The organism is Paraburkholderia humisilvae, from assembly GCF_902859855.1.
Lineage (GTDB): Bacteria > Pseudomonadota > Gammaproteobacteria > Burkholderiales > Burkholderiaceae > Paraburkholderia > Paraburkholderia humisilvae.
In genome coordinates, this window is record NZ_CADIKH010000014.1 from 79,066 (window position 1) to 104,477 (window position 25,412).

The 25,412-nt window shown below is 63.3% G+C and carries 37 protein-coding genes and 1 tRNA gene; 18 read left to right on the forward strand and 20 right to left on the reverse strand.

Annotated features, from left to right (window positions below):
• Window positions 1-31: 31 nt before the first annotated feature.
• Window positions 32-1,084: a permease gene (locus HV796_RS16405; protein ID WP_175227563.1), complete on the reverse strand. Its 1,053-nt coding sequence runs from the start codon at window positions 1,082-1,084 to the stop codon at window positions 32-34.
• A 154-nt stretch (window positions 1,085-1,238) separates the two neighbouring features.
• Entirely contained in the window at window positions 1,239-2,321 is a 1,083-nt protein-coding gene (gene mnmH, locus HV796_RS16410; RefSeq protein ID WP_175227564.1) for a tRNA 2-selenouridine(34) synthase MnmH, read from the reverse strand.
• Window positions 2,322-2,552: 231 nt separating this feature from the next.
• Here mnmH and HV796_RS16415 point away from each other — a divergent pair, with 231 nt between their 5' ends.
• Window positions 2,553-3,995 carry a DHA2 family efflux MFS transporter permease subunit gene (locus HV796_RS16415; protein WP_175227565.1) on the forward strand — a complete coding sequence of 481 codons (1,443 nt, stop codon included), beginning with the start codon at window positions 2,553-2,555 and terminating at the stop codon, window positions 3,993-3,995.
• Entirely contained in the window at window positions 3,992-4,207 is a 216-nt protein-coding gene (locus tag HV796_RS16420; RefSeq protein ID WP_175227566.1) for a DUF3820 family protein, read from the forward strand. Before HV796_RS16415 ends, HV796_RS16420 begins: the two co-directional genes overlap by 4 nt.
• Window positions 4,208-4,410: 203 nt before the next feature.
• Here HV796_RS16420 and HV796_RS16425 read toward each other — a convergent pair whose 3' ends face one another.
• From HV796_RS16425 to dusA, 4 genes are all read right to left on the reverse strand, one after another.
• Window positions 4,411-4,695 carry a hypothetical protein gene (locus HV796_RS16425; RefSeq protein ID WP_175227567.1) on the reverse strand — a complete coding sequence of 95 codons (285 nt, stop codon included), beginning with the start codon at window positions 4,693-4,695 and terminating at the stop codon, window positions 4,411-4,413.
• Window positions 4,696-4,827: 132 nt separating this feature from the next.
• Window positions 4,828-5,199 carry a phage protein NinX family protein gene (locus HV796_RS16430; RefSeq protein WP_175227568.1) on the reverse strand — a complete coding sequence of 124 codons (372 nt, stop codon included), beginning with the start codon at window positions 5,197-5,199 and terminating at the stop codon, window positions 4,828-4,830.
• Window positions 5,200-5,320: 121 nt separating this feature from the next.
• Window positions 5,321-5,396, reverse strand: a tRNA-His gene (locus HV796_RS16435).
• Between the two features lie 86 nt (window positions 5,397-5,482).
• Window positions 5,483-6,496: a tRNA dihydrouridine(20/20a) synthase DusA gene (gene dusA, locus HV796_RS16440; protein WP_175227569.1), complete on the reverse strand. Its 1,014-nt coding sequence runs from the start codon at window positions 6,494-6,496 to the stop codon at window positions 5,483-5,485.
• A 181-nt stretch (window positions 6,497-6,677) separates the two neighbouring features.
• On the opposite strand from dusA, the gene HV796_RS16445 reads away from it, so the two are divergent.
• Window positions 6,678-7,790, forward strand: a complete 1,113-nt coding sequence (locus tag HV796_RS16445; RefSeq protein ID WP_175227570.1) for a site-specific integrase — start codon at window positions 6,678-6,680, stop codon at window positions 7,788-7,790.
• 53 nt (window positions 7,791-7,843) lie between these two features.
• Here the strand turns inward: HV796_RS16445 and HV796_RS16450 are convergent, their stop codons facing one another.
• The 12 genes from HV796_RS16450 to HV796_RS16505 all read right to left on the reverse strand — a co-directional run bounded on the left by HV796_RS16450 (window position 7,844) and on the right by HV796_RS16505 (window position 13,072).
• A complete protein-coding gene (locus tag HV796_RS16450) occupies window positions 7,844-8,086 on the reverse strand; it encodes a helix-turn-helix transcriptional regulator (protein ID WP_175227571.1) in 243 nt (80 codons plus the stop codon).
• 2 nt (window positions 8,087-8,088) lie between these two features.
• Window positions 8,089-8,316 carry a hypothetical protein gene (locus HV796_RS16455; RefSeq protein WP_175227572.1) on the reverse strand — a complete coding sequence of 76 codons (228 nt, stop codon included), beginning with the start codon at window positions 8,314-8,316 and terminating at the stop codon, window positions 8,089-8,091.
• Window positions 8,317-8,483: 167 nt separating this feature from the next.
• A complete protein-coding gene (locus HV796_RS16460; protein ID WP_175227573.1) occupies window positions 8,484-8,678 on the reverse strand; it encodes a hypothetical protein in 195 nt (64 codons plus the stop codon).
• Window positions 8,671-9,228, reverse strand: coding sequence for a hypothetical protein (locus HV796_RS16465; protein ID WP_175227574.1), 558 nt, complete (start codon window positions 9,226-9,228; stop codon window positions 8,671-8,673). The genes HV796_RS16460 and HV796_RS16465 overlap by 8 nt, the downstream gene beginning before the upstream one ends.
• 12 nt (window positions 9,229-9,240) lie before the next feature.
• Window positions 9,241-9,402, reverse strand: a complete 162-nt coding sequence (locus HV796_RS16470) for a hypothetical protein (RefSeq protein ID WP_175227575.1) — start codon at window positions 9,400-9,402, stop codon at window positions 9,241-9,243.
• Window positions 9,395-9,910 (reverse strand): hypothetical protein, encoded by a 516-nt coding sequence (locus HV796_RS16475; protein WP_175227576.1) that lies wholly within the window; start codon window positions 9,908-9,910, stop codon window positions 9,395-9,397. The genes HV796_RS16470 and HV796_RS16475 overlap by 8 nt, the downstream gene beginning before the upstream one ends.
• On the reverse strand, window positions 9,910-10,143 hold the full coding sequence (locus HV796_RS16480; protein ID WP_175227577.1) for a hypothetical protein: 234 nt from the start codon (window positions 10,141-10,143) through the stop codon (window positions 9,910-9,912). The genes HV796_RS16475 and HV796_RS16480 overlap by 1 nt, the downstream gene beginning before the upstream one ends.
• Window positions 10,140-11,180: a hypothetical protein gene (locus HV796_RS16485; RefSeq protein WP_246355893.1), complete on the reverse strand. Its 1,041-nt coding sequence runs from the start codon at window positions 11,178-11,180 to the stop codon at window positions 10,140-10,142. The genes HV796_RS16480 and HV796_RS16485 overlap by 4 nt, the downstream gene beginning before the upstream one ends.
• Before the next feature lie 89 nt (window positions 11,181-11,269).
• Entirely contained in the window at window positions 11,270-11,503 is a 234-nt protein-coding gene (locus tag HV796_RS16490) for a hypothetical protein (protein WP_175227579.1), read from the reverse strand.
• Entirely contained in the window at window positions 11,500-12,408 is a 909-nt protein-coding gene (locus tag HV796_RS16495) for a YqaJ viral recombinase family nuclease (protein WP_175227580.1), read from the reverse strand. Before HV796_RS16495 ends, HV796_RS16490 begins: the two co-directional genes overlap by 4 nt.
• 191 nt (window positions 12,409-12,599) lie before the next feature.
• Window positions 12,600-12,839 carry a DNA-directed RNA polymerase subunit alpha C-terminal domain-containing protein gene (locus HV796_RS16500; protein ID WP_175227581.1) on the reverse strand — a complete coding sequence of 80 codons (240 nt, stop codon included), beginning with the start codon at window positions 12,837-12,839 and terminating at the stop codon, window positions 12,600-12,602.
• The gene (locus HV796_RS16505) at window positions 12,836-13,072 is read right to left on the reverse strand and encodes a hypothetical protein (protein ID WP_175227582.1); all 237 of its coding nucleotides are present in this window, start codon (window positions 13,070-13,072) and stop codon (window positions 12,836-12,838) included. The genes HV796_RS16500 and HV796_RS16505 overlap by 4 nt, the downstream gene beginning before the upstream one ends.
• A 502-nt stretch (window positions 13,073-13,574) precedes the next feature.
• Between HV796_RS16505 and HV796_RS16510 the strand changes: the two genes are divergently transcribed.
• The 6 genes from HV796_RS16510 to HV796_RS16535 all read left to right on the forward strand — a co-directional run bounded on the left by HV796_RS16510 (window position 13,575) and on the right by HV796_RS16535 (window position 17,240).
• Window positions 13,575-13,904, forward strand: a complete 330-nt coding sequence (locus HV796_RS16510; protein ID WP_175227583.1) for a helix-turn-helix domain-containing protein — start codon at window positions 13,575-13,577, stop codon at window positions 13,902-13,904.
• 278 nt (window positions 13,905-14,182) lie between these two features.
• Entirely contained in the window at window positions 14,183-14,941 is a 759-nt protein-coding gene (locus tag HV796_RS16515) for a hypothetical protein (protein WP_175227584.1), read from the forward strand.
• The gene (locus HV796_RS16520; protein WP_175227585.1) at window positions 14,934-15,245 is read left to right on the forward strand and encodes a hypothetical protein; all 312 of its coding nucleotides are present in this window, start codon (window positions 14,934-14,936) and stop codon (window positions 15,243-15,245) included. The genes HV796_RS16515 and HV796_RS16520 overlap by 8 nt, the downstream gene beginning before the upstream one ends.
• A 12-nt stretch (window positions 15,246-15,257) precedes the next feature.
• Window positions 15,258-16,223, forward strand: a complete 966-nt coding sequence (locus tag HV796_RS16525; protein ID WP_175227586.1) for a hypothetical protein — start codon at window positions 15,258-15,260, stop codon at window positions 16,221-16,223.
• A complete protein-coding gene (locus tag HV796_RS16530; RefSeq protein WP_175227587.1) occupies window positions 16,201-16,731 on the forward strand; it encodes a hypothetical protein in 531 nt (176 codons plus the stop codon). Before HV796_RS16525 ends, HV796_RS16530 begins: the two co-directional genes overlap by 23 nt.
• Window positions 16,732-16,742: 11 nt before the next feature.
• Window positions 16,743-17,240: a RusA family crossover junction endodeoxyribonuclease gene (locus HV796_RS16535; RefSeq protein ID WP_175227588.1), complete on the forward strand. Its 498-nt coding sequence runs from the start codon at window positions 16,743-16,745 to the stop codon at window positions 17,238-17,240.
• Window positions 17,241-17,266: 26 nt separating this feature from the next.
• On the opposite strand, the gene HV796_RS16540 is transcribed toward HV796_RS16535, so the two are convergent.
• On the reverse strand, window positions 17,267-17,557 hold the full coding sequence (locus HV796_RS16540) for a hypothetical protein (protein WP_175227589.1): 291 nt from the start codon (window positions 17,555-17,557) through the stop codon (window positions 17,267-17,269).
• Window positions 17,558-17,661: 104 nt separating this feature from the next.
• Between HV796_RS16540 and HV796_RS16545 the strand changes: the two genes are divergently transcribed.
• Genes HV796_RS16545 through HV796_RS16555 form a run of 3 tightly spaced genes read left to right on the forward strand, consistent with a single transcriptional unit; the run spans window position 17,662 to window position 18,492 of the window.
• Entirely contained in the window at window positions 17,662-17,877 is a 216-nt protein-coding gene (locus HV796_RS16545; RefSeq protein ID WP_175227590.1) for a hypothetical protein, read from the forward strand.
• Complete coding sequence (locus HV796_RS16550) at window positions 17,874-18,104, forward strand: hypothetical protein (RefSeq protein WP_175227591.1); 231 nt, start codon at window positions 17,874-17,876, stop codon at window positions 18,102-18,104. The genes HV796_RS16545 and HV796_RS16550 overlap by 4 nt, the downstream gene beginning before the upstream one ends.
• The gene (locus HV796_RS16555; protein WP_175227592.1) at window positions 18,091-18,492 is read left to right on the forward strand and encodes a hypothetical protein; all 402 of its coding nucleotides are present in this window, start codon (window positions 18,091-18,093) and stop codon (window positions 18,490-18,492) included. The genes HV796_RS16550 and HV796_RS16555 overlap by 14 nt, the downstream gene beginning before the upstream one ends.
• Here the strand turns inward: HV796_RS16555 and HV796_RS16560 are convergent.
• Window positions 18,482-19,153: a hypothetical protein gene (locus HV796_RS16560; protein ID WP_175227593.1), complete on the reverse strand. Its 672-nt coding sequence runs from the start codon at window positions 19,151-19,153 to the stop codon at window positions 18,482-18,484. The two genes, HV796_RS16555 and HV796_RS16560, sit on opposite strands and share 11 nt — an antisense overlap.
• 234 nt (window positions 19,154-19,387) lie before the next feature.
• Between HV796_RS16560 and HV796_RS45400 the strand changes: the two genes are divergently transcribed.
• From HV796_RS45400 to HV796_RS16585, 6 genes are all read left to right on the forward strand, one after another.
• Window positions 19,388-19,681 (forward strand): HNH endonuclease, encoded by a 294-nt coding sequence (locus HV796_RS45400; RefSeq protein ID WP_175227594.1) that lies wholly within the window; start codon window positions 19,388-19,390, stop codon window positions 19,679-19,681.
• 231 nt (window positions 19,682-19,912) lie between these two features.
• Window positions 19,913-21,304, forward strand: a complete 1,392-nt coding sequence (locus HV796_RS16570) for a DNA methyltransferase (RefSeq protein ID WP_217477921.1) — start codon at window positions 19,913-19,915, stop codon at window positions 21,302-21,304.
• Window positions 21,294-21,632: a phage terminase small subunit P27 family gene (locus HV796_RS16575; RefSeq protein WP_246355895.1), complete on the forward strand. Its 339-nt coding sequence runs from the start codon at window positions 21,294-21,296 to the stop codon at window positions 21,630-21,632. The genes HV796_RS16570 and HV796_RS16575 overlap by 11 nt, the downstream gene beginning before the upstream one ends.
• Before the next feature lie 145 nt (window positions 21,633-21,777).
• Window positions 21,778-23,403, forward strand: a complete 1,626-nt coding sequence (locus tag HV796_RS16580) for a terminase large subunit (protein ID WP_246355896.1) — start codon at window positions 21,778-21,780, stop codon at window positions 23,401-23,403.
• 11 nt (window positions 23,404-23,414) lie between these two features.
• A complete protein-coding gene (locus HV796_RS43380; protein ID WP_217477923.1) occupies window positions 23,415-23,996 on the forward strand; it encodes an HK97 family phage prohead protease in 582 nt (193 codons plus the stop codon).
• Complete coding sequence (locus HV796_RS16585) at window positions 23,993-25,390, forward strand: phage major capsid protein (protein ID WP_217477924.1); 1,398 nt, start codon at window positions 23,993-23,995, stop codon at window positions 25,388-25,390. Before HV796_RS43380 ends, HV796_RS16585 begins: the two co-directional genes overlap by 4 nt.
• Window positions 25,391-25,412: the final 22 nt, after the last annotated feature.

The window sequence follows — 25,412 nt, forward strand, 5'->3', positions numbered from 1 at the left end:
CCCATTTCGCCGATTGTTTCAGAGCCCACGTTCACAAACCAAGCGCGACCGCCAGCAGGCCCGACACGACGCCCAACCCGACCACCGCCGCCGCGACGATGGCCAGCATGCGCGCCCGGAACGAGCGTGCGAGCATCACGAGCGACGGCACGCTGATCGGCGGCAGGGTCATCAACAGCGCGCCGGCGGGGCCCACGCCCATGCCGAGCGCCAGCATCGCCTGGATAATCGGCACTTCGCCTGCGGTCGGAATCACGAAGAGCATGCCGGCGACCGCAAATGCGACGATCCAGCCGATGTCGTTACCGATCGCCGGGCCGATATGCGGGAACAGCCATGCGCGTGCCGCGCCGAGCAGCAGGATCAGCACCACGTATTCCGGCACGAGGCGCACGGCCATGCGCGCGAGGATCGATAGCCAGCGGGTGAACGCATTGCCATCCGGCTGATGCGCGACGAGTTCGGCCAGGTGCGCGTCGGCGGCACGCGCTTCGCCCGGCGTCACGAGCCGGTTCACCACGTAGCCGAGGCCGAACACCATCAGCACACCCAACGCAAGGCGCAGGCCCGCCCATTGCCAGCCCAGCACGAAGCCCATGAACACGAGGGTCGCCGGATTCAGCACCGAGTTGCCGAGCCAGAATGCGATCGCGCCGCCGGGCGACGCCTCGCGCGCGCGCAGCCCGACGACGACCGGCGCCGCGCAGCAGGTGCACATCATGCCCGGGATCGCCAGCAGGCCGCCTGCCGCGACACTGCCGAAGCCGGTCTTGCCGAGCACCTTCGCGACCCAGTGCGCCGGCAACAGGGCCTGCACGGCAGAGCCGAGCAGCAGGCCGAGCACCATCGCCTGCCAGATCGCCTTGCCATAGGCCCACGCATAGCCGAGCGCCGCGTCGAATGACGGCGCGGGCGGACTTGCCGCGGTGCCCATCAGGATCGACGCGCCGATCGAATGGGTCGACGCCGCGGTGAATGCGCGGTGATAGTACGGAAACCACTTCACATAAAAGAGTCCTGCGACCGCCAGCAACAGGAAGATCAGCCAGCCCGACGCTGGGGCGGCTTGCCGCGTAGTGTTCATCTGGGTTGTCCTCTGATGCGTTTATTGTTCGTTGATTCGCTTGTTGGTGGTTCGGATGCTTTTCTTTGCCGGCCAAAACGGATGCGTGATGCATCTTGCCGTGGCGTTTCAGCGCTGCTTGCTTCCGGTATCGGCTGGCCCGTTCATGCGGCCATCATGTCGGCGCATGCATCGCTGTCGCTTCGCCGGTGGTCACCGACAACTGCGCGAGCAGCGCTTTCGCCTGGCTCACCGTATCGCCGGCACTCGGCCTGAACGTGAAGTGCTGCGCGTGCGCGAGCTGGCTGAAGTGCTGCCGGCTGCTGCGCTGATACGCGGGGTCGTAGTGCCGCTCGAGCAGCTGGTGGAGCAGTTCGCCGCGTGCGCGTTCATCGATCAGTTGCTGCCAGTGCATGATCTGCGCACGGCTATGCAAGCCGATTAACAGACTGAGCTGCCGCTTGAACCCCGCCGGATCGTCCAACAGGTGCCCGTAGTCTTCGAGCAGGAACGCGACCCGCTCGTCGAGCGCCGCGCGAATTTCGACGCACGCCCCCTGATGAAAACGCTCGAGCAACGCATCAGGCAACGTAATCGCACCGATGCGCCGGCTTTCGGATTCGACGAACACCGGTTGCGCCGGGTGGAATTGCGCAAGCGCGCCCACGAGTGCGCTATCGAACGCCTTTTGCGACGGCTGCGGCCGGCCCGGCCATGCGCCAAGCAACGAGCCGCGATGACACGCGAGACCTTCGAGGTCCAGCACCTGCGCGCCGACGTCGCGCAAAGCATGCAACAGCCGCGTCTTGCCGGTGCCCGTATGACCGACGAGCGCGATATAGGCGAAGCGCCTCGGCCATGTCGCGAGCTTTTCGACCACCGCGCGACGGTACGTCTTGTAGCCGCCGTCCAGTTGCCGCGCCTGCCAGCCGATCATGTTGAACACGTTTGTCATTGATCCCGAGCGCTTGCCGCCGCGCCAGCAATAGATCAGCGGACGCCAGTTGCGCGGCCGGTCGGCGAAGGTCGTGTCCAGATGATGGGCAATGTTGCGCGCTACGAGCGCGGCGCCGTGGCGCGTCGCTTCGAACGGCGACTGCTTGTACATCGTGCCGACGATCACGCGCTCTTCGTTCGACAACACCGGCGCGTTAAGCGCGCCCGGAATGTGATCTTCGGCGAATTCGAGCGGCGTGCGCACGTCGACGATTTCATCGAAGCGCGCCAGCTCGGTGAGCGGCACAAGCAGACTTTTCAATTTGGCAATATCAAACGAAGGGGGATTCCGTGCGCAAGCGACGCCCGCGCCCGATTCTGAGAATTCGTGATTATCTCATGCGGCGGCGTTCGCACACTGCCTCTGCCGATCAACCGTTCACGCGACGAAAGCTGCCGCGATCAGTAGAATGTCGGTCCGACGCCCGCGCGCCGCTGTATCGCGATTCGCGATGCATGGTTCGCCTGTTTTCACATCCACCCCGTCCGCCCGATGCCAGATTCGCCGTCCGCCGCCACACGTTCAGAAGGCTCGTCGTTGATCGTGATGCTCGTCGCGGCCGCGTTCTTCATGGAGAACCTCGACGGCACGATCATCGCTACCGCGTTGCCGCAGATGGCGCGCTCGTTCGGCGTGCATCCGGTCGATCTGAGCATCGGCATCACGTCGTATCTGCTCACCCTCGCGGTGTTTATCCCGATCAGCGGCTGGGCCGCCGACCGCTTCGGCGTGCGCAACGTGTTTACTGCCGCACTGGCCGTGTTTACCGCGGCATCGATCGTATGCGGGATGACCGACGGCCTCGTCAGCTTCACCGCGGCGCGTATCGTCCAGGGCATCGGCGGCGCGATGATGGTGCCGGTCGGCCGGCTCGCGGTGCTGCGCGCGACACCGAAGGACGATCTGATGCGCGCGATCGCATTCATCACCTGGCCGGGGCTCGTCGCGCCGGTCATCGGGCCGCCGCTCGGCGGGTTCATCACGACGTACTCGTCGTGGCGCTGGATCTTCTATCTGAATCTGCCGCTGGGCCTCGCCGGCATCGCCCTTGCATGGCGCTTTATCCGTGCCGCCGGCGACACCGAACGGCGCCCGTTCGACGGGCTCGGCTTCGTGCTGTGTGGGCTTGCCGGCACGGCGATCATGTACGCGATGGAGCTGCTGGGCCGCGTCGATACGCGCTGGTCGCAAGCACTCGCCTTTCTCGCGGTCGGCGCGCTGGCCGGCACAGCAGCCTTCCTTCACGTGCGGCGCACGTCGCATCCGGTCATCGATCTGCGCGCGCTGCGCGTGAAGACATTCGCGGTATCGATGGCGGGTGGATCGCTGTTCCGCGTGTCGATCAGCGCGGTGCCCTTTCTGCTGCCGCTGATGTTTCAGATCGGCTTCGGCATGAACGCGTTCCGCTCAGGGCTGCTGACGCTCGCGGTATTTGCCGGCAATCTGTTGATGAAGCTTGTCACGACCCAGGTGATGCGGCGCTTCGGCTTTCGCTCGGTGCTGCTTGTCAACGGCGTACTGGCCGCGCTGTCGCTCGCCGCGATGAGCCTGCTCAAGCCCGACACGCCGTACTGGATCATCGTCGCGGTGCTGTTCGCGAGCGGACTGGTGCGTTCGCTGCAGTTCGGTGCGATCAACACGTTGAGTTTCGCCGATGTGCCGAAACAGCAGATGAGCGGCGCATCGACGCTCTCGAGCACGATCCAGCAACTGACGATCGGCATGGGCGTCGCGCTCGGCGCAATCGCGCTGCGCGTGGCCGCGTGGCTTCATGGACATGGCGCGCAGTCCGTGACGACAGCCGATTTCAACGTCGCTTTTCTGCTGGTGGCCGCAGTCGGTCTCGCATCGATTTTCGACGTGTTCGGACTCGACGCGCGCGCCGGCGCACATGTCAGCGGGCATCGCACGTCCCGCACGGAGGCCACGCAATGAAGACCGAAGACCTTGAACTGCTCGTGACACGTGTGATGCCGTTCGGCAAGTACAAGGATCGGGTCATCGCCGACTTGCCGGGACACTACCTGAACTGGTTTGCGCGGGAAGGCTTTCCGACCGGTGAAATTGGGCGGCTGCTGGCGCTGATGCACGAAATCGATCACAACGGCCTCAAGTCGATACTGGACCCGTTACGCCGCGCGACATAGCGCCGGCTCAAATTTGTCAGAAGGGCGATAACTGTCGTATTCCCGACATGAAGCCGTCTGAAGCCGTCGGTTTCGTAACCGTTTGTTATTTTCAACGGCTTGAAATCCCGTTTTTAAGCGGATACTGTAGTGCTGCGCTTGATCTCCAAGGAACCTTTTTCATGCGCAGCCCCGCTCCCGACTTTCGGCGGGGTTTTTTTTCGTCAGCGCGCGGTATGCGTTGCAGCGCTTGTGCGCGGTCCGACTACTGGCAGCAGGTCGACCAGTCGGTGCCCTTCTGCGTAACCCGCGTCGCGCGCTTCGTCCTCGCTGCGAAACGTCGTGACCATTTCCTGGAAGCGTGTGCTCTGGCCGGCGAGATGAGCGTCCGCGCCATGCCGGCAAAAGTATGCGGTGTAATGCCAGAGGGTATCGGGTGCGGGTGGTCCATACGCCAGCACGGGCAATACCCAGATTTCGTAGCCGTTATGCTCGATTCGATCCCACATGGTCGGCTCCTGATGGCGAATCATCAGGAATCCTAGCATGCGGTATGGGCCTGGAACGAGGATGAGTCGCTGAGTCGCGACATGCGCGTGCGCGACATGTGCATCCGCCATGCGGTTGTGACGCCGGTGGCGTTAATCGGCTGCGGGCTCGGTTTCGTCGGGCACGTTGTTGCCGAACTTGATCGCAACGTAGTAACGCATCGCGGCGACCAGCGGCGTCGCGCCGTGCGACTGGAATTGCGGCGCATCCGCGGTCGGTCCGGCACCCCATCCGCGCGCTTCGGAATAGCCGACACAGATCTGCGCGCGCTCGATAATCGGACCGCCGTGCGTCCAGTCGGTTGACGGCGTAAACGCGGCTTCCAATGCACCCGCGGGATCGCCATCGCAAGCCGGTTCTTCGATCCAGCAAAAGCCGTCATCGACACGCGGCTTGGGCAACTGCGCGACACGCGCCACCCAGAAATCGAGCAACGGACCTTCCAGATCGGCAACGTTCTTCATTGGTTCTCCCCTGGTTCGACGCCAAAGATAAATAGTAGCTTTTGTTGGACGTCGATGCCGGATCGGCGCGTGAGCCAGGCGTGAAATGGCATGCGGACTAAAACGGTGCGGGGAAACAGTATGGGGTGGCTGATGGGACTCGAACCCACGACGACAGGAATCACAATCCTGGACTCTACCAACTGAGCTACAGCCACCACTGGAACATCAACCTGGCTCGCCAGAACTGGCTCACCGATGAAGAAGCGAGATTATACAAATACGTTCCGCTTTTGCCTAGCCCTTATTCCAACATTTCGATCGCGGCGCGTTGTGTCGGCTCGCTTTCGACGGATTCGCGCAAATGCTTTCGCGCTTCATCGAAGATCGACAGATCGCGTGCCGCGAGCTTGCGGTTATCGGACAACACACGACGCCAGCCGCGCGCGCCGGCCACACCGCGATACAGACCGAGCGCATGACGCGTGATCGCACCCGGATACGTGCCGCGCGCGAGCTCCGCCGCACAGTAGTCGATCAGCCTGGCCTCGACTTCGTCGCGCGTCGGCGCCGCTTCGGTCGAACCGTAGAAGCGCGCATCGACACCCGCCAGCACGTAAGGATTGTGATAAGCCTCGCGCCCGAGCATCACGCCGTCGACGTGTTGCAGATGCGACGCGACTTCGTCGAGCGTCTTGATACCGCCGTTGATGATGATCTCGAGATCCGGAAAGTCGCGCTTCAGCCGATACGCGTATTCGTACTTCAGCGGCGGAATCTCGCGATTCTCCTTCGGGCTCAGGCCTTTCAGAATCGCGTTGCGCGCATGCACGATAAACACGCGGCAACCCGCGTCGGCAATCGTCCCGACGAAGTCGCGCACGAACTCGTAGTTCTCGACGGTATCGACACCGATCCGATGCTTGACCGTAACGGGCACCGACACCGCGTCACGCATCGCCTTCACGCAGTCGGCGACCAGTTGCGGCTCGTTCATCAGACACGCGCCGAACGCGCCGCGCTGCACACGCTCCGACGGACAGCCGCAGTTCAGATTGATTTCGTCATAGCCCCACTGCTCGCCCAATCGCGCCGAATGCGCGAGGTCGTCGGGTTCGCTGCCGCCCAGTTGCAATGCGACAGGCGCCTCATCCGCGGTGAACGCGAGATGGCGCGCGACATCGCCGTGAATCAGCGCGCCGGTCGTGACCATCTCGGTATACAGCCACGTATGGCGCGAAATGGCCCGATGAAATGAACGGCAGTGACGATCCGTCCAGTCCATCATAGGTGCAACGCTTACTTTTCGTGCGGTCATAACTTGCCTAAAATCCTTATCTGGCGGGCCTTTCGGCTGATTCGACTGGACCAACCAGTGCGACTATAATTGCTGCGACGGCCCCCGTTTTTTCCCGGTTTTTCCCAACATCACCTTCCAAGTGCGACGGGAAAATGCGACGGGCCACCCCCCGAATACGGAAAAGTGGACTGGACCAACAATGGCCTCGATACGGAAAGTCAACGGCAAGTGGCGTGCCGAAATTCGCCGCAAGGAGTACCCCCCACAAGTGCGTAGTTTCCTTACTGAAAAGGAAAGCCGCAAGTGGGCACGAGACGTCGAAATCGCGATGGACGAAGGCAACTTCGAGCCGGTCGACAAGGACGGGCACAAGCTGACGGTCGAGGGCCTTATCAACCGCTTCGTCGAACACCGTGAGGCGCGCCACCGAACCAAACTGAAAGCTCGCAAGGCTGGCTCGGAGGTCGAGTCGCCCGCTATCGGGCGCTCGACAATGGGCGCGCTTGCCAACCTCAAACGCCTGCTCGGGGACCGGAACGCCGCTCGCCTGACGGCGGACGGCGTACTCGCCTTCGCGCGGGACCGTGCCAACGAAGGTGCGGGGCCGGTTACGGTTGCGCTCGACATCTCGACCCTTGGCACCGTCTACAAAACGGGTCGGAGCATTTTGCACTTGCCCGTAACCAATCCGGTGCCCGAGGCGCGGGCGCGACTCAATGACGCGGAACTCGTCGGCAAAAGCAACGAGCGCGACCGCCGCCCGACCCTTCCCGAACTGAAGCGCATCAAGGCATGGTTCGCTGCCAAGAGCCGCCAGAAAATTCCGATGCCCGACATTATCGACTTCGCCGTGGCCAGCGCCATGCGGGCATCTGAAATTACCCGGCTCGCGTGGGATGACCTTGACGAAAAGAACTGCACTATTTTGGTGCGCGACCGCAAGGACCCGAAGAAGAAGATAGGCAACAATCAAGTGGTGCCACTGCTGCCCGATGCGATGGAGGTCATCCTGCGCCAGCCGAAGGTCGCGGGCGAGCCGCGCATCTTTCCTTACAACCATAAAAGCTTCTCTTCCATCTTCCCGCGTGCCTGCACCGCGCTGAAAATCGAAGACCTGCGCTTTCACGATATGCGGCATGAAGGCATCAGCCGCCTTTTCGACATGGGGATGCAGATTGCACAGGTGGCGCTGATCAGCGGCCACAAGGACTGGAAGCAACTCGCGCGCTATACGCAGGTTAAACCCGCAGCCGTACACGAGCAGTTCAAACGCCTGAAGTTGCTCCAAGACCAGAGCGAACAGGCCGCGTAGGATATCACGGGGGAGAAACGGGGTGCCGGGAGACTGGCACCCCGTTTTTTTGTTCAATGTGTGCGCTCGAAGGCTTCGCGGGCCGTTGCGCGCTCGCGGTCGAGATATTCCGCGACGTCGCGCACGTCGATCAGCACCCGCTTTCCCTGCTTGCGATGCGGCAACGGAAAGGTGCCCATCGAGATCTGGTTATAGCCGGTCTTGGTGGCGATACCGATTGCTTCGCACGCTTCATCCAGCGTCAGCACGACGCGCCCATCAAATTGCGCGGCGAGATAGAACATCGAGCTTGCCATCGCTAGTCTCCTTTCGCCCGGTGCCGCCACGGCATCACGCTCGGCAACTCGCCACCTTTGACATCGAAGCGCACGAGCCGCAGCACCAGCACCGGCACCTCGCCTGATTCAACTTCAAGCACCGCACGCGACACGCCTTCGAGCACCTCGCCGTCGATCAGCACGAGGGGGTGCGCGCCCGAAAGGTCCAGTTCAGCGATCGGTCCCATCGCTTTCGTTTCGTTCGTCATCGTCCGCATCCCCTGCAATCAGGTCCGCGATCGTGTCGAAGCACACCTCGCACAGCCCGCTGATGCGCGTCTCGATCCAGCCCGCCTCGCTGTAGACATTGGCGTCGCTGAATGGCTGACCGCAGCAGCGGCAGCGTGTACGAGGTGGGCGGAACACAATCATCGCCTCACCAGTTCGCGGGGTCGAGGCACGCGTCCTCACCCCACGTACAGGCACCGCACATCGATCCGTCATAGACCACCTTCCCGTCACGCACGCCGCTCACGCATGGCGTCTCGCCGCATACCTCACACTGCCGACCGTAGTTCGGCACCCACTCGTCGACGGCCATGCCCTGCGCGTCGCTGACGGGTTCAGGCACAGCAAACTTCTCGCGGCGCTTTGCGTTCCTCGCGGCCATGATCCACTCCAGTGTTGACGGGCGCGAGCAGCTTCGGGAAGTCGAGCAGATACGCGGGCGCAACGGGCCGCACATGCTCGGGCTGCGAGCGCGTCACAAAACCAAGCTGGCGCTCGCAGTGCGTGATGACGGTCGTGTTCAGCCGGTGACGCCGTGCGATCGTGCGCAACGCGACGGGCCACTCGACGGGCAGGTTCGCGTCGTGCATCTCCTGCAGGTCGCGCAGCAGCGGCATGTGGATGTACAGGAAGCGAGCGAACTTCGCGCCGTAGTCCGTCTCGATCAGGCGCGCGGCGATATCGCGCACGCCGAAGAACTCCAGCGCCTTCGAGTAGACGTCATCGGGGATCAGCCAGCCGATCGCGCACCGCTTGCCGTCCGGTGCGCGGTACAGACACTTCACGCGGTCGAAGGCGGTCGCGCGCGCGTTCTGCCGCAGCAGGTTCCAAGCGACGATATCGAACACGTCCTGCCGGTCAAGTGTGCCGAGCATGGTTGTCGTCAGTTTCATGACGGACCTCCTTTAAATGGGACAGACTGCGAATACGGTGATCAGCCAGCGCACGATGGCGACAACGCCTGCAAACGTGCCAACGATCAGCAGCAGCGTCAGGCCGAACGACGCGAGCAGGAGCAGCCCGAAGAGCGCTCTCGCCAGCGGCGGCATCGGGCGCGTGCTATTCATCGTCCTCGTCCTCGTCTGAGTTGACCGCGTTCGACATATCGATCGTTGCAGGCACCTGCCGCTTGAGCAGGCCGACGAGCTTTGCGGTCTCGTCGGGCGTGGGCAGCACCTGCGCGCGCGCCTCGCACGAGCACGTACCGCCTTCCTTCGCGATGAAGATAAACTTGCCGAGCGTCGACTCGACGAACAGCAGGTCGCCCTTGCCGCGCCCGTTGCCAAGATGCAAGTGCAGGCCGACCGCATCCCATTCGCCCGCCCACTTCTGCTTGCCGAGTTGCGGGAACCGCACGTGCGTGAGGTGATCGGCATCGTCGAGCAGCGACGGGTCCGCGCCCGGATCGATCTCGTACAGCGACTCGCGCAGGCCCGGGCCGAGCGATTCGAGGTAGGTGTTCGGCACATCGAAGCCGAGTTTGATATCGACGGCGGTGCGTTCCACGTCGCCATGCTGTTCGGTCCTGACGTTCAGGTGCAGGATCTTCACCGGATGCTTCTCAAGGGCGATCATCAGCTTCTCCTCTGATCAAGAGACGCACCGAACCGACGCGCCTCGATGTGAAACCTCTCAAGCAGGAACACGGCGGACAGTTCATCGAGTCCGGCCAGTTCGAAATTCACGTCGAGCATCGACTTGAAGCCCGCATAGAACGCGAGGCGCATCTCGTCGCGTTGCAGCGGCGGCGCATCGGGTGCGACCACACGCGCCTCGAAGTCGGTCCAGCGATCCGCGATCGTCTTCATGACTGTCCCTCATCGAACTCGGCCATGCGCGCGTGGTACAGACTCTCGAGTTCGGTGCGCTGCTGCTGGTCTTTGATGTGCTTGATCAGATCTGCTGCCTCGCTGGCAGCATCGGCGCTCGTCGCCGCGTTCAGCGCATCAGCCACCTCGGCGTAGGTGACGACCGGCGCGGCGCTCTTGCCAGCGGCATCCGGCTTCGGATCGGCCTTGCCAGCCGTGTCTGTTTTTGCCGCCGCTTTTGAGGCCGCAGCACCTTTGCCCTTTGCCCCGGCCTTGATGCGCTCCTTCGCGGCAGCGGTGCCCTTGCTACTGGCGGGTGGCGGCGCACCCTCACCAGCGGCTTCGCCAGCGGCCTCGCTCATGTCGAACCACTCGTCGGGCGTGCTCATGTCGTCGCGCAGCGACGCATAGACGCGCTTCAGACTGACCACCTGCGCGGGCGTGATCGCATCGAGCCTGCGCTGGATACGCTTCTCGATGTGCTCCTTCGTGACGCCGAACGGCGCGAACGCTTCGAGCATCTTGTCCATCGCCTCGGGGCTGGTATCGGCCTTCGCCTTGAGCGTGGCATCGGCCTGCGCCATCGCCGCATCGATCACATCGCCGGGGATCACGGCTTCCAGACACGCGCGCACGCGACGCTGCGCCATGTTCGCGCACAGCTCGTAGATATCGCGCTCGTCGCGCAGCGCGTAGCCACCCTGCTTGGTATCGCGCCAGTGCGGCACGATGAAGGCGATACGCTTGCGCGTGCGGCTCTGCATGTCGACGGCCACGGCCTCGACCTCGGAGTACGCGATACCGCGCCCGTCGATGCCGCGAGAGCGCTCACGCCATGCCGCGTCGATGTTTTCCCACTCGGCGGCGATCGCCTCCATCGCCTTGATGCTCGGGCCGCGAATGTCGGTGCCGCCGCGCGAGAACTGGTACTGGCTTTTCTCCGCGAGCGCGGGCCGCGTGAAGGCGTTCAGGATGCGGTCCATTGCCTTGACAGGATCGCGCGGGAACTGCCGTGCCATCAGCGCCATCACCTGCATGTCCGCGAGTTCGCGGCTCTGGTCCTGACGCGCCCCAGCCGTTTCTGCGACCTCCTTGCGCGCGCCGAACGGCGACTCGACAAGATCGTTCATTGAGCATCTCCTTGGTTGAGCACCGCACGGCCAGCGTCCGTGATAGTGACGGCGCGGTACATGAGGCCACGTCCCTTTGCGATGAAGCTGTTTTGCGTCTCGGTCTGCGGGCCGAGCACGCGCACGAGGCCCTGCTCGATCAGCGAGTCGAGCGCAGCACCTTGGCACTCGCCGTACTGCCCGTCGTCGTATCGGAGGAAGTCGAGCAGCACGCGTTCGTCGTCGGTCATGACTTCTCTCCCTTGCGCGCGGAAAAGCGGAAGTCGACATACGAGGCCGGATCGACGGAGTAGCCGTCACGCTTGATCACCTTTCGCGTATAGCCACCGCCGTTCGGCAGGAGGCCGACCGAGGCGTCGCCCATCAGGTGCATGATCCTGGCCTTGGCAGCGTCCGCGCCTTTCTCCATCAGGTCGCGCTGCTCGGAGAAGTCGAGACGCGCATAGTGCAGCGCCTCGGCCTCGGGCGGCAGCTTGACCGTTTCTCCGCTCGTGCCGGGGTACATCTTTTTCAGCAGACCGATGGCGCTCGCGTGGGTGTAGTCGAGCGATGGCGGTTCCTTTTTTTCGATGTGCTTCCAGAAATCACCTTCGCCCGATTCGACAAGATCGATCATCTCGGGATCGCGCTCGATGTGATAGACCTTGAGCGAATTGCCACCGACGCAGGCGGCGAGGTGCCATACCTCATAGCCCGACACCGCGAGGTAGTGGTGGCACTGCATGAGGTACTCGGTCGGCACCTGATCGGAGTGCTCGTCGCCCCATTCACCGAAGCGGTACGAGAGCGAGTCGACGTTTTTGCATTCGACGCCTTCGCGTTTGCCGTCGACCGTGCGGTCGTAGGAGCCGAGCATCCACGGCAGCTTCGCGTGCTGCGCCAGCTTGTTATGCCGACGCAACTTGACGCCATAACGCTTGGCGTACATATCCGCGATCACCGCTTCGATTGCCTGCCCGAACTCCATGCGTTCGACCGCGTCGGGCGCAACGAGCATGTCACCGGGGATCAGGCCGAGCTTTTCCTGATAAAGCTGGAACGCGGTCTTGTGCCGCGACTGACCGAGCGCCGCCGCCGCATCGCTGCCGCCGATGCCGCGCTTGCGATCGGTGAGCCATTCCTCACGCGCATTCATAACGGACTCCTTTACTGTTCCCGAGGTGGGATGTGTCAGATGGGGCCTCACGCCACTCAGGCGTGAGATTGCGACGCGCGGTTCGCTGTACTGCCAGCGCATCGACCACCATTGCCGGTGCAGCGTTTTCGGGATCGTGCGCAACACCGCGCGATAGCTCATGGGGCTGCGGCTCGTGAAGCGATAGCAGGTCATGAGCGCTGCTCTTCGGCTCGCAGCGAGCGGCCTGCGCGTTGCAACGCGGCCTCCACCTCGTGCAGTGACTTCGTACCGAACCCGGGCAGCTTCATCAGGTCACGCGCGGTGGTTCGGCACAGATCGCCCACGCAAAAGATGCTTGCCGCGCGCAGCCGGTTCGTGATGCGGCAGTGCAGGCCGAGCACTTCCACCGCGTCGGAGTCCGCGACGACCTCGACGGGTGTCGCATTCATGAGGTCCTCCGCGTGCGCACGCACGCGCACCAGCTTCCGTTGCTCACGTCCTGCCGGACCTTGCCCACCTCGGGGCACTGCTCGACGGGCAGCACGTTCTTCACGTCCAGCGCGCTCGCAAGCACCGCGTCGTAGTCAGAACCGCAGACCATCACGCGCACCGCGCCGTCCTCGTCGGTATCGAGGTCGAACGTAATGCCGGGGATATTTGAGAACTTCAATGGCGATTGCATTTTCTTTAGCCTTTTCCCGATTGAATCGGGATTGGTCTTTAGCGTTGTTCATTACCGATCCCACCGCAAGTGGCTAAACCGGCACGCAATGCGGAATTAATCGCCTTATTAACTCGCAATTCAGATGGCCATAATGTGCAAATATCTGAAACGAAGCATCCTTGACTGACATGACTTGGACCTCAATCCGCGCCCCGACCGCGCCCAAGACCCGCGCCCCGAGCGCGCCCGAACCGCGCCCAAAACCACGTCAAACCCTAAGCGGGAAAACACCTAGGACTCCGTCGCATCCGGTAGGGAGACCGGGGCATCGTCGACGGCGCGGGCCTCACTCACGGCGCATGATATTTTTTTGAAAGGCGGAATCCCTGTCACATAAGGCGAAGACAGCAATCCGCGCCCAAGCCGCGCCCAGACTTGATTTGCCGGTGTTGGCAATCCGCAGACCACAGGTCTACACTCTTCGGACGTCCCACTTTCTGAACGACAGAAGGAGGCAGGCATGGCAGGCAAGGACACCCCGGCGCTGCGCGCGCTGAACACTGCGATCGCACTCTGCGGCGGGTCGCGGCGGGAGCTTGCGCGCCGTATTGCCGAGACCGGCTATCGAGGGGTGCGGGCACCGATCAGTTCGCAGCGCATCGACAACTGGATCAACCGCGACGGCGCTGTGCCCATCGAGGTCGCGCCGTTCGTGGCTGCGGCGGTCGACGGCAAGGTCTCCGTCTATGACCTCTGTCCCGGCTATGAGGGCTGGCAGGTGCTTCGAGCGTTACTGCTCAATGAGGCGGGAGAGTCATCGGAGCTACAGCAGGAGCGGGAGAGCGCGTAAGGAGCACGCGCCGTTGCATCCCCAAGGCCCGGGACTGAGGGGGCCTGACTAACGACTCCAATTACAGCATTGAGTGCCGCGATTAGTACTGGCGTGGGCTTTGTTGCGTCCGTTCGCCCTGAAAAAAACACCGGAGATGCTAACTCCGGTGCTATCAGGCTTTGCCGAATCGATTAATCCGGTAAAGAGGACCGGCCAAAAGTATCACGAAGGCTTTGCAATTGAAACCGGAGAAGTTTCTAACCCCGGCGAGAGAAGCGATTAACGAGGACTTGCAAGTGGATAAGGATATCTTCTTCGTCGAGGGCGCGGAGTTGCGATCGCTCAAGGAGCATCCCCTCTGCGTGTTCGTGCCCGCGAGTGCGGGCGTGTCGGCTGCGCGCAATCGCAAGATCGTGATGCCGGTCGTGCTGATCGGCAGCGACATTGTCGATGGGCGCGCACGCGTGCGTGAGGCCGTGCGTCTCGGCCTGACATGTCCATGCCGTCTGTTCAATCCCGAGTTCGACGGGCACCCCGCGACGTTCATCGCGGAGATGGCGCGCGAGCAGCGCAAGCTCACCACGCCACAACGCGCGGTGCTGGCAGCGAGCCTCGTGCATCAGATCATGCAACGGCCCCAGTGGCTGGAGCGATACGACAACGGCCTCACGAACCAGCTGCGCACCCAGCGCGGGCGCGAGCCCTTCCTGCAAGCCTGCGGGATCTCGTCGCGCACGTACCAACGCGTGCAGGGCATCTTCGACGCCGATCTGTTGCAGGCCATCAGTGACGAGCGCGTGTCGCTGCGCGATGCACATGCCGCGCGTGATCTCGGTGCGGTCAAGCGTCGCCGCATCTTCGCGCTGCCTCATGCCGAACAGACCGCAGCATTCGAACGCGCGATCAGCCGCGCAAAAAAACGCGTGCCCAAGACGCGTCCGCTCGACCTCCCGAGAACGGAGGCCATCATGAAATTCGTGCGCCGCATGCGCACCGACTTCTATCAGGGTTCGTGGGCAAGCGCCATCAAGATCAAAGGAGACAGCGATGAATGACGATGTGAAGGTGACCATCAAGATCAGCGTGCCGCCCGCCAAGGACCTCGTGCAATGGCTCGCGGCAGCACGCCTCGTGCGCGAGGACGCGCCGCAGCTTGTCGAGTATGTCGAGCGCCGTTTTCGTGAAGGGCTGCACGTCGCGCATGTGAGCGACACCGGCCACTGCCATACGATCAACGACCCGGGCCATTCGCACGGTCTGGAGCGTGGCCTGTTCGAATCGTTCGTCGTCGATCAGGAGCGCGAGAGGATGGCGCGCAACCTGACGATCGTGCGGCCCTTGCCGTGCGACCGTGAATGAGGCTCGACTGCCATGCCGCGTATCCGCACCATCAAACCGGAGTACTGGACCAACCCGCAGGTCTGTCGTTGCATCCACGCGGCACGCCTGCTTTTCATCGGCACATGGAGCTTCGCGGACGATCATGGCAACCTGCCTCGTGACCCCGAGAAGCTCAAGATGCAGGTGTTCCCGAGCATGCATGACTCCGGTATCGACGTCGAATCGCTGATCACTACACTGATTGCACAGGGATTGCTCATGGAGTACTCAAGCGCCGATGGACAGCGCTTTTTGCACATCCCGACGTTCACGAAACATCAGGTGATCAACCGGCCTTCAAAGCCGCAATATCCGCAGCCTGAAAAAACACTCATTGAGCAGTACATGAAAGCCGTCAACGCCATGCTGGACAAGGCAGAGCGGGAATCACGCGTGTCTACTCAAAACGGCAAGGTCGAGGAAAATCACACACCACTCACGGAGCACTCACGTCTGGAAAGGAAAGGAAAGGAAAGGAGTAAACCTAAAAGCAAGAGTGCTAACGCACTCTGTCGATCTGAGATCGACCGCGCGAACGGTCACGGCGACGAGGTGACGAAAATTTTCGTCTACTGGCAGGAGCGCATGTGCTCGCCGCGCTCGAGTCTGAGCGACAAGCGCAGGCGGCTGATCCTCTCCGCGCTCCGGCAGCACACGCCTGCCGACCTGTGCAGGGCGATCCGTGGCTGCTCGAAGGACGCGTGGCACATGGGCATGAACGATCGCGGCAGAGCGTTCAACTCGATCGAACTGATCCTGCGCGACGAGCAGCACATCGAGCAGTTCATGGCCTACGACTCAAACCCGCCGCTGCCGGTGCGCAATGACGGTCCCGTCTCGCGGCAGGAACGCCGTCGCAAGACCGCCGCAGCGTTCGGCTTTGTACCGGGTGCGCAGGACGATTCGACGATCGATCTGCCACCGGAGGATGCCCATGTTGTCGACACCAAGCACTGAGACGCGCGGTGCGTGGCTCTGGCGAAAAATGATGAACGTCTACGGTGCGAGGTTCCTCGACATGTGGGAAGGCGTCGACGTGAGCGAGATGCAGGTCACGTGGACCGAGGGTTTGCGCGGCCTGTCGCGCGAGGCGATCCAGCGTGGCGTCTCCCGGCTCTATCACGCCAAGCACCCGCCGACGCTGCCCGAGTTCATCGCGCTATGCGAACCGTCGCCTGCGATGCACCGGCAGAACACGCTCGCGCTCACCAACGAGGCGAACCGCACGCCACCCGAGCAGGCGCGCGAACAACTCGTGAAGGTGCGCGAAGTCGCGCAATCGCTCGTGCGTCCGGTCGAGCGCGGCAGTGGCGTCGCCTGGGCGCAGCGGCTGATCGACCGTGCTCAACGCGGCGAGCACGTGACGCTGCACCAGCTTGCGTGCGCGAAGGCCGCGATCGAACAGTGGCAGATCACGCACGGCACGATGCGGCACACGCGCGAACCCGGCAGCGACGACGAATGAGGACCACAGCCATGCGAATCGAGTTCACGATCCTCGGACAGCCGGCCTCGAAGGCGAACAGCCGCGAGATCGTCGCGCGCAAGGTGCGGAACAAGTCGACAGGCGAACTGCAGACGCGGCCCATGTCGATCAAAAGCGACGCTGCGCGCGATTACGAGAAGACGTGCCTCAAGCAGATTCCGCCGAAGGCCCGACAGCGCCTCGAAGGTCCATGCCGCATCGCCGTGCGCGTCTGGTACGCGACCGAGCGGCCCGACCTTGATCTGTCCGTGCTCATGGATTGCCTGCAGGACCGCTACGAGTGGGTGAAGCGCGGCACCGGCGAAAAGCGTGTGCTCGTGCATCGTGGTGTGGTGCGCAACGATCGCCAGTTTCGCCAGCAGGTTTTCCTGCATGGCATCGATCGCGCGAATCCGCGCGCCCACATCATCGTCGAACCGCTTCACGCGCAGCAGCTTACGCTTGCGCTCGACAGCAATATCGACCCTTTCGAACTGCTTGCGCTATGAACAGCCATCAACTGAAAACTTTTAGCTCACGACTCGCAGTCCGGTTTGTCGGGACGCGGTGGGAAAGCCTGCCCATCGGGCGAGATCCCCGCACGTTTGGCGTGCTGGAAATACAGCCAGTAGTGGCAGGTCGAGATGTGCGAATGGAACTCGCCATGACGCTCCGTCAGACAGGCGATCCACTCGTACACGTCCGCAACGGACGGCTGCGGGAATTCCTCGTGGCAAAGACATGCCAGCAGAAAGGCGTCGACTTCCTTCGGGGTGCCAGTGGCGATGACAGCGGGTATGGCTGTCGATTCACGTTGATCAGGCATTGCCGCTCACCGTTCAGGTTTTGCCGGGATAGCCATTTTATTCCCACTTCTGCCGACCCCGCTTCTGATGCGGCTATCGCAAGCTCGTTTTCAAATTGCACACCATGAACCGCCAGCACCTCACACGGCATGCCCTGTCTGCGCACCTGCGCGTCTCGCATGAGAACGATCGCTTGCGCGAAGTACTCGCGCTGATCGCAGACATCGCGGAAGGTAGCACCACTGCCAACAGCCTGCCGAACATCGCGCGCCTTGCCCGCGTCGCGCTCGTCGGCTCGCCGCCCGCCGACCCGACGCTTCAACACCCGGAGGTCTCATGACCCACCGTTGCCTCTGGCCCGGTTGCGAGCGCAACGTGTCGGCCTCGATGTGGGGATGCCGCACGCACTGGTTCGCGCTGCCCGCTAGACTTCGGTCACGTATCGGTCACGCATATCGCGATGGCGTCGACGTTGGAGAGCATCCGACACGGCGCTGGCGTGAAGCGCATGCCGATGCGCTCGCATGGATCGCGCAACACGAAGAGGAGCTTCATGGACGGTATTGATCGGCTGCTGCTCGACTGGCACGAGTGGCAACTTGGATACGAACCTGTGCGTGGCTATCCGCCTGATGCGGGATTCGGTGAGGCATTTCAAAGCAGCAGGCAATGGATGGACGTCGACGACCTCAACGAAGAAGTCGAACTGCGCCTGCGCGAAAGCGTCGGACGGTCTGTCGACCCGTTGGTAATGGCACTCGATCTGCGTCTGCGCATTGCCGTTTCAACCGCTGTGCGCAACCTTTATGCGGGCACGACCGTGTGGGTGAATCCGCGATGGCCAGCAACGCAGGAAGCCGACTATGCCCGCGCGAAGGCGACGCTCGCCCCGTCGCTCGTCTCGCGCGGTCTACTCCCTAAGACAGATCTTCAGGCGATGAAGGTCACACTTTGATCGGGCCGAACATGCCCGTATAGATCAACGCTTCCCAGATTTTTTTCATAGCTTGTCCAGTTTCCTGATTGATGAACAAGGATGACCTGCTGCCGTGCGGACGCCCGATAAAGTATGAACGCATCGACTCCCATGTTTCCGCGACCTGCGCGTCCCAGACGCAGGGAAGCTCCATTTCCAAAAGCATGGGCATCGCGACCCGCAAAGGGATCGTGCCATCACTGTTGAGCGGCTGGAACCAATCGCACTTGACCAATATCGGCGTGCATTCAGGGTTATAGAGCTTGACGTCCAGCCGCTCTGCAGTGACGGATGCAGCCGGATGGTACGGAAACGCCTGCACCGAGTCCAAGACCTCCTGCCCATCGTTGTACGGACAGGTGATGAAGCCATTAACGAAATACCTCGTGTGGTCGAGACCCTTGTAACCGTATTCCATGCTGGGAGTTGTGGTCGGATAGCTTCTGCGTTCGTAGTTTCGGACCAATGGATGCCAGCTCGGATACGCATCAACAACGGGTCCGAGCGTCACGGAAAGATCATGCAGGGCCTCTCGACTCCGTGCCCGTTCCTCTTCGCCGAGGTACTGCGGGCGCGGAACAAGGTAATCCATCACGCTTGCAAGTCCGGCCCGCGCCGATTCGTCTGCCCGAAAAGCCATTTGATCCCTCTCCATGATCGTTTAGATTTGTGCATGATATCGACACACAACGCACAACACAAGTACATCACGCACAAGATCACTGTTTCATGCGTGGATTGCTAGGCTAGAAGTTTTGGTGTTTAATCCAAAGCGCTGCCGCATTGCGTCCAGCAAAAACGCAAGGCCCCGTCAGGAAACTGTCGGGGCCTTTTGTTTTGGCCCACAGCCCTCTTTCCTTCGTCCCCCACGATCATGTCCGCAGCCACGCCTCGCACAGTCGGGAGCCGGTGGAGGGTCATCCGTGCGCGTCAGCTACGGCACCACCCGCTTTGTGCGGAGTGCCTGCGCCGTGGACATGTCACCGAGGCAACCGAAGTGGATCACATCATCCGGCTGGAGGACGGCGGCACCGACGCCGACACGAACCTCCAGTCCCTCTGCCACGACTGTCACGCCCGCAAGACCGCGAAGGAGAACGGCGCGCGCCCTCGCGGGTGCGACGCCAATGGCATGCCCACCGACCCGGAGCATCCGTGGTCGCGCTGACCTTCATGCCGTCGCGCGCGCGGCTCGCCGGGGACGCCCCTCGGGGGGGATTGTGTGAATTTTTCGCAACACTTTCCGTCACCCCGTGGCCTCCTCTTTTTTCAACGCGCCACATCTCGATCGGGGGGGCGTCACAGGCCGGCAAACGCCCGCGTCGCGTGACGTGCGGGCGCACGTGCCAACACAAACCGGAGGTCGGCTATGTGGGCTGACGCCATCGAGCAGCGGCCTGTGGCGGCGCTGAACGCCTACGCGAAGAACGCGCGCACGCACAGCGAGGCACAGCTCGCGCAGCTTGCCGATTCGATGCGGGAGTGGGGGTTCACGATCCCGGTTCTCGTAGCCGAGGACGGGACGATCATCGCGGGTCACGGACGGGTCGAGGTGGCGAAGCGCCTCGGTTATGAGGCGGTGCCGGTGATCGTTGCGCGCGGCTGGAGCGCGCAGCAGATACGCGCCTACGTGCTTGCGGACAACCGGCTCGCGGAGAACGCGGGATGGGACAACGCGCTGCTCATCTCCGAACTCGAAGCGCTCACGCTCGACGGCTTCGCGATCGGGCTGGCGGGTTTCAGCGAACTCGACATGGACCGGCTGTTGCGCGGTGCGCGCGGTCGGGACGACGAGGACGATATCCCGCCAGTGCCCGAGCAGGCCGTCACCGTCGAAGGTGACGTGTGGGTGCTCGGCGGGCACCGGCTGGCCTGCGGCGACTCGACCAAGGCCGAAGTGGCGGCGGTGGCGCTGGCGGGCGTGCGGCCTTCGCTGATGATCACCGATCCGCCATATGGCGTGGACTACGACGCCGACTGGCGGAACCGCGTCGTGATGGTCGAAGGCGAGCGGCGCGGCACGCATGGCACGCGCTCGACGGGCAAGGTGCTCAACGACACGCGCGCCGACTGGCGCGAGGCTTGGCAGCACTTCGCGGGCGACGTTGCCTACGTGTGGCACGCGGGCATCTACGCGGACGTGGTGGCGGGTTCATTGCGCGCCTGCGGGTTCGGCATCCGCAGCCAGATCATCTGGGCGAAGCACACGTTCGTCGTCTCGCGTGGGCACTACCACTGGCAGCACGAGCCGTGCTGGTACGCGGTGCGCGAAGGCAAGACGGCTGGCTGGACGGGCGACCGATCGCAATCGACGCTCTGGCAGATCGAGCACCGCAGGAGCGAGTCGGGCCACTCAACGCAAAAGCCCGTCGAGGCCATGCGCCGTCCGATCGAAAACCACACCTCTCCCGGGCAGGCCGTCTACGAACCGTTCTCCGGTTCGGGCACGACGATCGTCGCCGCCGAATCGGTGGGCCGCACGTGCCACGCCATCGAACTCAATCCCGCCTACTGCGACGTGGCGATCCAGCGCTGGCAGGTCGCGACGCGGCAGCAGGCAGTCCGCGAGCGCGACGGACTCACTTTCGCGCAGGCCGCACAGGCCGCAGGCATCGAGGTCAGCAATGGCAAGGACACGACCACCGCTTCCAACGGAACTGAAGCTGGTGCAAGGGACGCTGCGTCCGTCCCGCGCAAACAAGCGGGAGGCAAAGCCCGAAAAGGCGATGCCGACACCGCCCGCCCATCTCGGCGCGATCGGAAAAACGGAGTGGCGGCGCATGGCACGTGAGCTATTCGATCTCGGGCTGCTCACGCGCATCGATCGCGCGGCGCTCGCCGCCTACTGCATGGCATACGAGCGGTGGGTGCTGGCCGAGCGGGCGCTCGCCAAGATGGCCGAGCGCGACATGCTCACTGGTGGCCTGATGATCAAGACCACCAACGGCAACGCGATCCAGAACCCGCTGGTCGGCACCGCGAACAAGGCGATGCTGATCATGGTGCGTTTCTGCACCGAGTTCGGCATGACGCCCGCTGCGCGTGCTGGCATCGAGGCGGGCAAGCCCGGAGAAGGTGATGGCAAGCAGCGCGACGTCCGGCAGAAGTACGGCTTCTGATCCGGCGACGCAGTACGCGCGCGATGTGGCAAGCGGGAAAATCGTGGCCGGTCCCGATGTGCGCAATGCCTGCAAGCGGCACCTCGACGACCTCGTGAATGCGAGCGCGCGAGGTTTCACATGGAACCCGGCAGTCGCGCAGCGCGTGATCGACTTCTTCCCCGAGGTGCTGTGCCTGAACGGCGGCGACTTCGAAGGCGCACCGTTTCACCTGCTCGACTGGCAGAAGTTCATCGTCGGCTCGCTGTTCGGCTGGCTACGCGCCGACGGCTCGCGGCGCTTCCGTGAGGCATACGTCGAAGGCGGCAAGGGCTGTGGGAAGTCGCCGCTCGCGGCAGGCATCGGGCTTTACATGATGCTGGCCGACGCCGAGCAGCGCGCCGAGGTCTATGCGGCGGCAACGCGTCGCGATCAGGCAATGGTGCTGTTCCGCGACGCGGTGGCGATGGTGCAACTTTCACCGAAGCTGCGCGAAGCCACCAGCATGCAGGGCCGCGACGATCGCGTGTGGAACATCAGCCATCGCAGGAGCGGCTCGTTCTTCCGTCCGATCGCCAGCGACGAGAGTGGTCAGAGCGGGCCGCGCCCGCATTGCGGCCTGATCGATGAAATCCACGAGCACCGCAATGGCACCGTCATCAACATCATGCGCGCGGGTAAGAAGGGTCGCCGCCAGCCGCTGATTTTCATGATCACGAACTCGGGCTTCGATCGCACCTCGGTCTGCTACGAGCAGCACGAGTACGCGACCCGCATCGCCAGCGGTGTGCTGGCCGACGACGCCTTCTTCGCCTTCGTTTGCTCGCTCGACGAGGACGACGACCCCTTCGAGAGCGAGGACTGCTGGAGCAAGGCCAACCCGTCGCTCGGGCAGACGATCAAGCCCGACTACCTGCGCGAGCAGGTGCATCAGGCGCGCGGCATGCCGTCGCTCGCCTCGACCGTGAGGCGCCTCAACTTCTGCCAGTGGGTCGACGCTGAAGATCCGTGGATCGAAGGGCCGCTGTGGTTCGCCTGCGAAGTGGGACGCCCGCCCGAGTCGGGCGACGTGCTGCGCGGCGATGCCGGTGCGCACGAACTGATGCGGCGGGCCGAAGCGGCGAGGCTCGACCTGCGCGCCTCGTTCAAGGGCAAAAAGGTCTCGGGTGGTCTCGACCTGTCGGGCACCCGCGACCTCACCGCTGCCGCGTTCGTTGCGGTCAACGAGGACGAGACGGTCGACGCGTTTGTCGACTTCTGGACGCCCGGTGAAACGATGATCGAGCGCGGCAACCACGACAAGGTCAGTTATGACGTGTGGGATCGCGCGGGCTTCATCCATGCCACCGAGGGTCGCTCGGTGGCGTACCGCGAGGTCGCACGCACGCTCGCCGCGCTCGATGCCGAGATGGAGATCGAGGGCATTGCCTGCGACCCGTACCGGCTGAAGGATTTCGAACGCGAGTGCGATGCCGAGGGCGTGGTGCTGCCGTTCGTGACACACGGTCAGGGCTTCGGGCGCTCGTCCGAGTCGGGCCTGTGGATGCCGCGCTCGATCGAACTGGTCGAGCAGCTGATCTTCGAAGGCAGGCTGCGCGTGGTGTTCAACCCCTGCCTGCGATGGAACGTGTCGAACGCTGTTGTCGAGGCGGATGCGAAGGAGAACCGCATCTTCCGCAAACGCAAGGCGATCGGACGTATCGACGGACTCGTGGCTCTCACGATGGCCGTGGGCCTCGCGCTCAACAAGAGCGCCGAGCGCGAACCCGAATACCAGATGTACTTCCTCTAAGGACGCCGATCATGGAACGTGCTTACTCGCTGCTCACCGTTCGCAGCGCGGATGATGCTGCCCGCGTGATCGAGGGCATTGCCTCGACACCGACGCCCGATCGCTATGGCGATATCGTCGAACCGCTCGGCGCGAAGTTCAGGACGCCCATGCCGCTGCTCTGGCAACACGACGCGCGAGCGCCTGTGGGCCAGGTCGAGTTCGCCACGGCGACTGCAGACGGCATCCCGTTTCGCGCATCCATCGCGATCATCGACGAACCCGGCACGCTCAAGGAGCGCCTCGACGAAGCATGGCAGAGCGTCAAGGCGCAACTCGTGCGCGCCGTCTCGATCGGCTTCCGGCCTATCGAGTACGCCTTCATGGATGACGGTGGCATGCACTTCCTCGAATGGGAGTGGCTCGAACTGTCGCTCGTCACGATCCCCGCGAATAGCGAAGCAACGATTCAAACCATCAAGTCAATCGATACGACCACCCGCGCCGCGCTCGGTATCGGTGGTGGCCATGTCGTGCGCCTGAGTCAACCCGCGCGCGCCCGCGCATCGAAAGCGTTCGTCATCCAGACGATCCATCGGGAGAACCAGCAATGAAGCCCACTATTGCAGAACAGATCGCCGCGTTCGAAGCAAGACGCGCGGCATCGTGCGCGCGGATGGCCGAGATCATGGACACCGCAGCCGCAGACGGCGCGACGCTCGACGCCGCGCAGCAGGAAGAGTTCGACACGCTCGAAAAGGACATCGAGTCGATCGATGGCCACCTGCGCCGCCTGAAGACCATCGAGGCGCATGTCGTGAAGAGCGCCACGCCCGTCAATGGCGACAACCCGCAACGCTCCAGCGTGACGCGCTCGGTCGGTGCTGGCCCGAATCCGATCATCACGATTCGCGGCAACCTGCCCAAAGGCACCGCCTTCACGCGGTACGCGATCGCACTGGCGCGCTCGCAGGGCAATCTGATGCAGGCGGTCGAGATCGCCAAAAGCTGGCACGACTCGACACCCGAGGTCGAGAGCGTGCTGCGCGCTGCCGTCGCCGCTGGCACCACGACCGATCCGGCGTGGGCCGCACCGCTGGTCGACTATCAGAACATGACCGAGGAGTTCATCGCGCTGCTGCGGCCTGCCACGATCATCGGTCGGATCAACGGCTTCCGCCGCGTGCCGTTCAACGTCGCCATGCCCGCGCAAACCTCGGCCTCGTCCGCGCAGTGGGTCGGTGAAGGCAAGGCCAAGCCGGTGAGCGCGCTCGGCTTCGAAACGATGCGCCTCGGCTTCGCGAAGGTCGCGGGGATCGTCGTACTGACCGACGAGCTTGTGCGGTTCTCGAATCCTTCGGCAGAGCCGATCGTGCGGCAGGACCTGATCGACACCATCACGCAGCTTATCGACCACGACTTCATCGATCCCGACAAGGCCGAGGTCAAGGACGTGTCGCCGGAATCGATCACGCATCAGGCGACGTATATCGAAGCCTCGGGCACCGATGCCGACGCATTGCGCAACGATATCCGCGCGCTGTTCTCGGCCTTCACCGCGAACAACGTCTCGGTCGCGGGTGCCTACTGGATCATGGACCCGGTGATGGCGCTGACCATCGGCATGATGCAGAACGCGCTCGGCCAGCCCGAGTTCCCCGGCATCGACATGAACGGCGGCACGTTCTTCGGCCTGCCTGTTGTCTGCTCGACGAACGTGCCGAAGGACGCGACCGACATGACGCGCATCATCCTCGTCCAGCCGAAGGAGGTCCTGCTGGCCGATGACGGTGGCGTGACGCTCGATGCCTCGCGCGAAGCGTCCCTGCAGATGGACAGCGCGCCGAACGGCAACGGCACCGGCCTCGTGTCGCTCTGGCAACAGAACATGGTCGCGCTGCGTGCCGAGCGCTTCATCAACTGGAAGGCCCGTCGCGCCCTCGCGTGCGCGTACATCCGTGGTGCCAACTATGGTGCGCCGCCCGTCGATGATGGCGGCGGTGCCTGATGCGCTTCATGTGCTGACGTGG

Excerpts from the sequence above, each read along its gene's own strand:
- HV796_RS16525 (WP_175227586.1), top strand. The coding sequence starts at position 15,258 with ATGCCGCGTATCCGCACCATCAAACCGGAGTACTGGACCAACCCGCAG.
- HV796_RS16430 (WP_175227568.1), bottom strand. The coding sequence starts at position 5,199 with ATGAAGAACGTTGCCGATCTGGAAGGTCCGTTGCTCGATTTCTGGGTG.
- HV796_RS16445 (WP_175227570.1), top strand. The coding sequence starts at position 6,678 with ATGGCCTCGATACGGAAAGTCAACGGCAAGTGGCGTGCCGAAATTCGC.
- HV796_RS16510 (WP_175227583.1), top strand. The coding sequence starts at position 13,575 with ATGGCAGGCAAGGACACCCCGGCGCTGCGCGCGCTGAACACTGCGATC.
- HV796_RS16470 (WP_175227575.1), bottom strand. The coding sequence starts at position 9,402 with ATGAATAGCACGCGCCCGATGCCGCCGCTGGCGAGAGCGCTCTTCGGG.
- HV796_RS16415 (WP_175227565.1), top strand. The coding sequence starts at position 2,553 with ATGCCAGATTCGCCGTCCGCCGCCACACGTTCAGAAGGCTCGTCGTTG.
- HV796_RS45400 (WP_175227594.1), top strand. The coding sequence starts at position 19,388 with ATGTCCGCAGCCACGCCTCGCACAGTCGGGAGCCGGTGGAGGGTCATC.
- HV796_RS16465 (WP_175227574.1), bottom strand. The coding sequence starts at position 9,228 with ATGAAACTGACGACAACCATGCTCGGCACACTTGACCGGCAGGACGTG.
- HV796_RS16485 (WP_246355893.1), bottom strand. The coding sequence starts at position 11,180 with ATGCAGGTGATGGCGCTGATGGCACGGCAGTTCCCGCGCGATCCTGTC.
- dusA (WP_175227569.1), bottom strand. The coding sequence starts at position 6,496 with ATGACCGCACGAAAAGTAAGCGTTGCACCTATGATGGACTGGACGGAT.
- HV796_RS16540 (WP_175227589.1), bottom strand. The coding sequence starts at position 17,557 with ATGCCTGATCAACGTGAATCGACAGCCATACCCGCTGTCATCGCCACT.
- HV796_RS16475 (WP_175227576.1), bottom strand. The coding sequence starts at position 9,910 with ATGATCGCCCTTGAGAAGCATCCGGTGAAGATCCTGCACCTGAACGTC.
- HV796_RS16575 (WP_246355895.1), top strand. The coding sequence starts at position 21,294 with ATGGCACGTGAGCTATTCGATCTCGGGCTGCTCACGCGCATCGATCGC.
- HV796_RS16555 (WP_175227592.1), top strand. The coding sequence starts at position 18,091 with ATGGACGGTATTGATCGGCTGCTGCTCGACTGGCACGAGTGGCAACTT.
- HV796_RS16405 (WP_175227563.1), bottom strand. The coding sequence starts at position 1,084 with ATGAACACTACGCGGCAAGCCGCCCCAGCGTCGGGCTGGCTGATCTTC.
- HV796_RS16425 (WP_175227567.1), bottom strand. The coding sequence starts at position 4,695 with ATGTGGGATCGAATCGAGCATAACGGCTACGAAATCTGGGTATTGCCC.
- HV796_RS16505 (WP_175227582.1), bottom strand. The coding sequence starts at position 13,072 with ATGCAATCGCCATTGAAGTTCTCAAATATCCCCGGCATTACGTTCGAC.
- HV796_RS16490 (WP_175227579.1), bottom strand. The coding sequence starts at position 11,503 with ATGACCGACGACGAACGCGTGCTGCTCGACTTCCTCCGATACGACGAC.
- HV796_RS43380 (WP_217477923.1), top strand. The coding sequence starts at position 23,415 with ATGGAACGTGCTTACTCGCTGCTCACCGTTCGCAGCGCGGATGATGCT.
- HV796_RS16495 (WP_175227580.1), bottom strand. The coding sequence starts at position 12,408 with ATGAATGCGCGTGAGGAATGGCTCACCGATCGCAAGCGCGGCATCGGC.
- HV796_RS16545 (WP_175227590.1), top strand. The coding sequence starts at position 17,662 with ATGAACCGCCAGCACCTCACACGGCATGCCCTGTCTGCGCACCTGCGC.
- HV796_RS16480 (WP_175227577.1), bottom strand. The coding sequence starts at position 10,143 with ATGAAGACGATCGCGGATCGCTGGACCGACTTCGAGGCGCGTGTGGTC.
- HV796_RS16450 (WP_175227571.1), bottom strand. The coding sequence starts at position 8,086 with ATGGCAAGCTCGATGTTCTATCTCGCCGCGCAATTTGATGGGCGCGTC.
- HV796_RS16500 (WP_175227581.1), bottom strand. The coding sequence starts at position 12,839 with ATGAATGCGACACCCGTCGAGGTCGTCGCGGACTCCGACGCGGTGGAA.
- HV796_RS16530 (WP_175227587.1), top strand. The coding sequence starts at position 16,201 with ATGTTGTCGACACCAAGCACTGAGACGCGCGGTGCGTGGCTCTGGCGA.
- HV796_RS16455 (WP_175227572.1), bottom strand. The coding sequence starts at position 8,316 with ATGACGAACGAAACGAAAGCGATGGGACCGATCGCTGAACTGGACCTT.
- HV796_RS16535 (WP_175227588.1), top strand. The coding sequence starts at position 16,743 with ATGCGAATCGAGTTCACGATCCTCGGACAGCCGGCCTCGAAGGCGAAC.
- HV796_RS16585 (WP_217477924.1), top strand. The coding sequence starts at position 23,993 with ATGAAGCCCACTATTGCAGAACAGATCGCCGCGTTCGAAGCAAGACGC.
- HV796_RS16520 (WP_175227585.1), top strand. The coding sequence starts at position 14,934 with ATGAATGACGATGTGAAGGTGACCATCAAGATCAGCGTGCCGCCCGCC.
- HV796_RS16560 (WP_175227593.1), bottom strand. The coding sequence starts at position 19,153 with ATGGCTTTTCGGGCAGACGAATCGGCGCGGGCCGGACTTGCAAGCGTG.
- HV796_RS16550 (WP_175227591.1), top strand. The coding sequence starts at position 17,874 with ATGACCCACCGTTGCCTCTGGCCCGGTTGCGAGCGCAACGTGTCGGCC.
- HV796_RS16420 (WP_175227566.1), top strand. The coding sequence starts at position 3,992 with ATGAAGACCGAAGACCTTGAACTGCTCGTGACACGTGTGATGCCGTTC.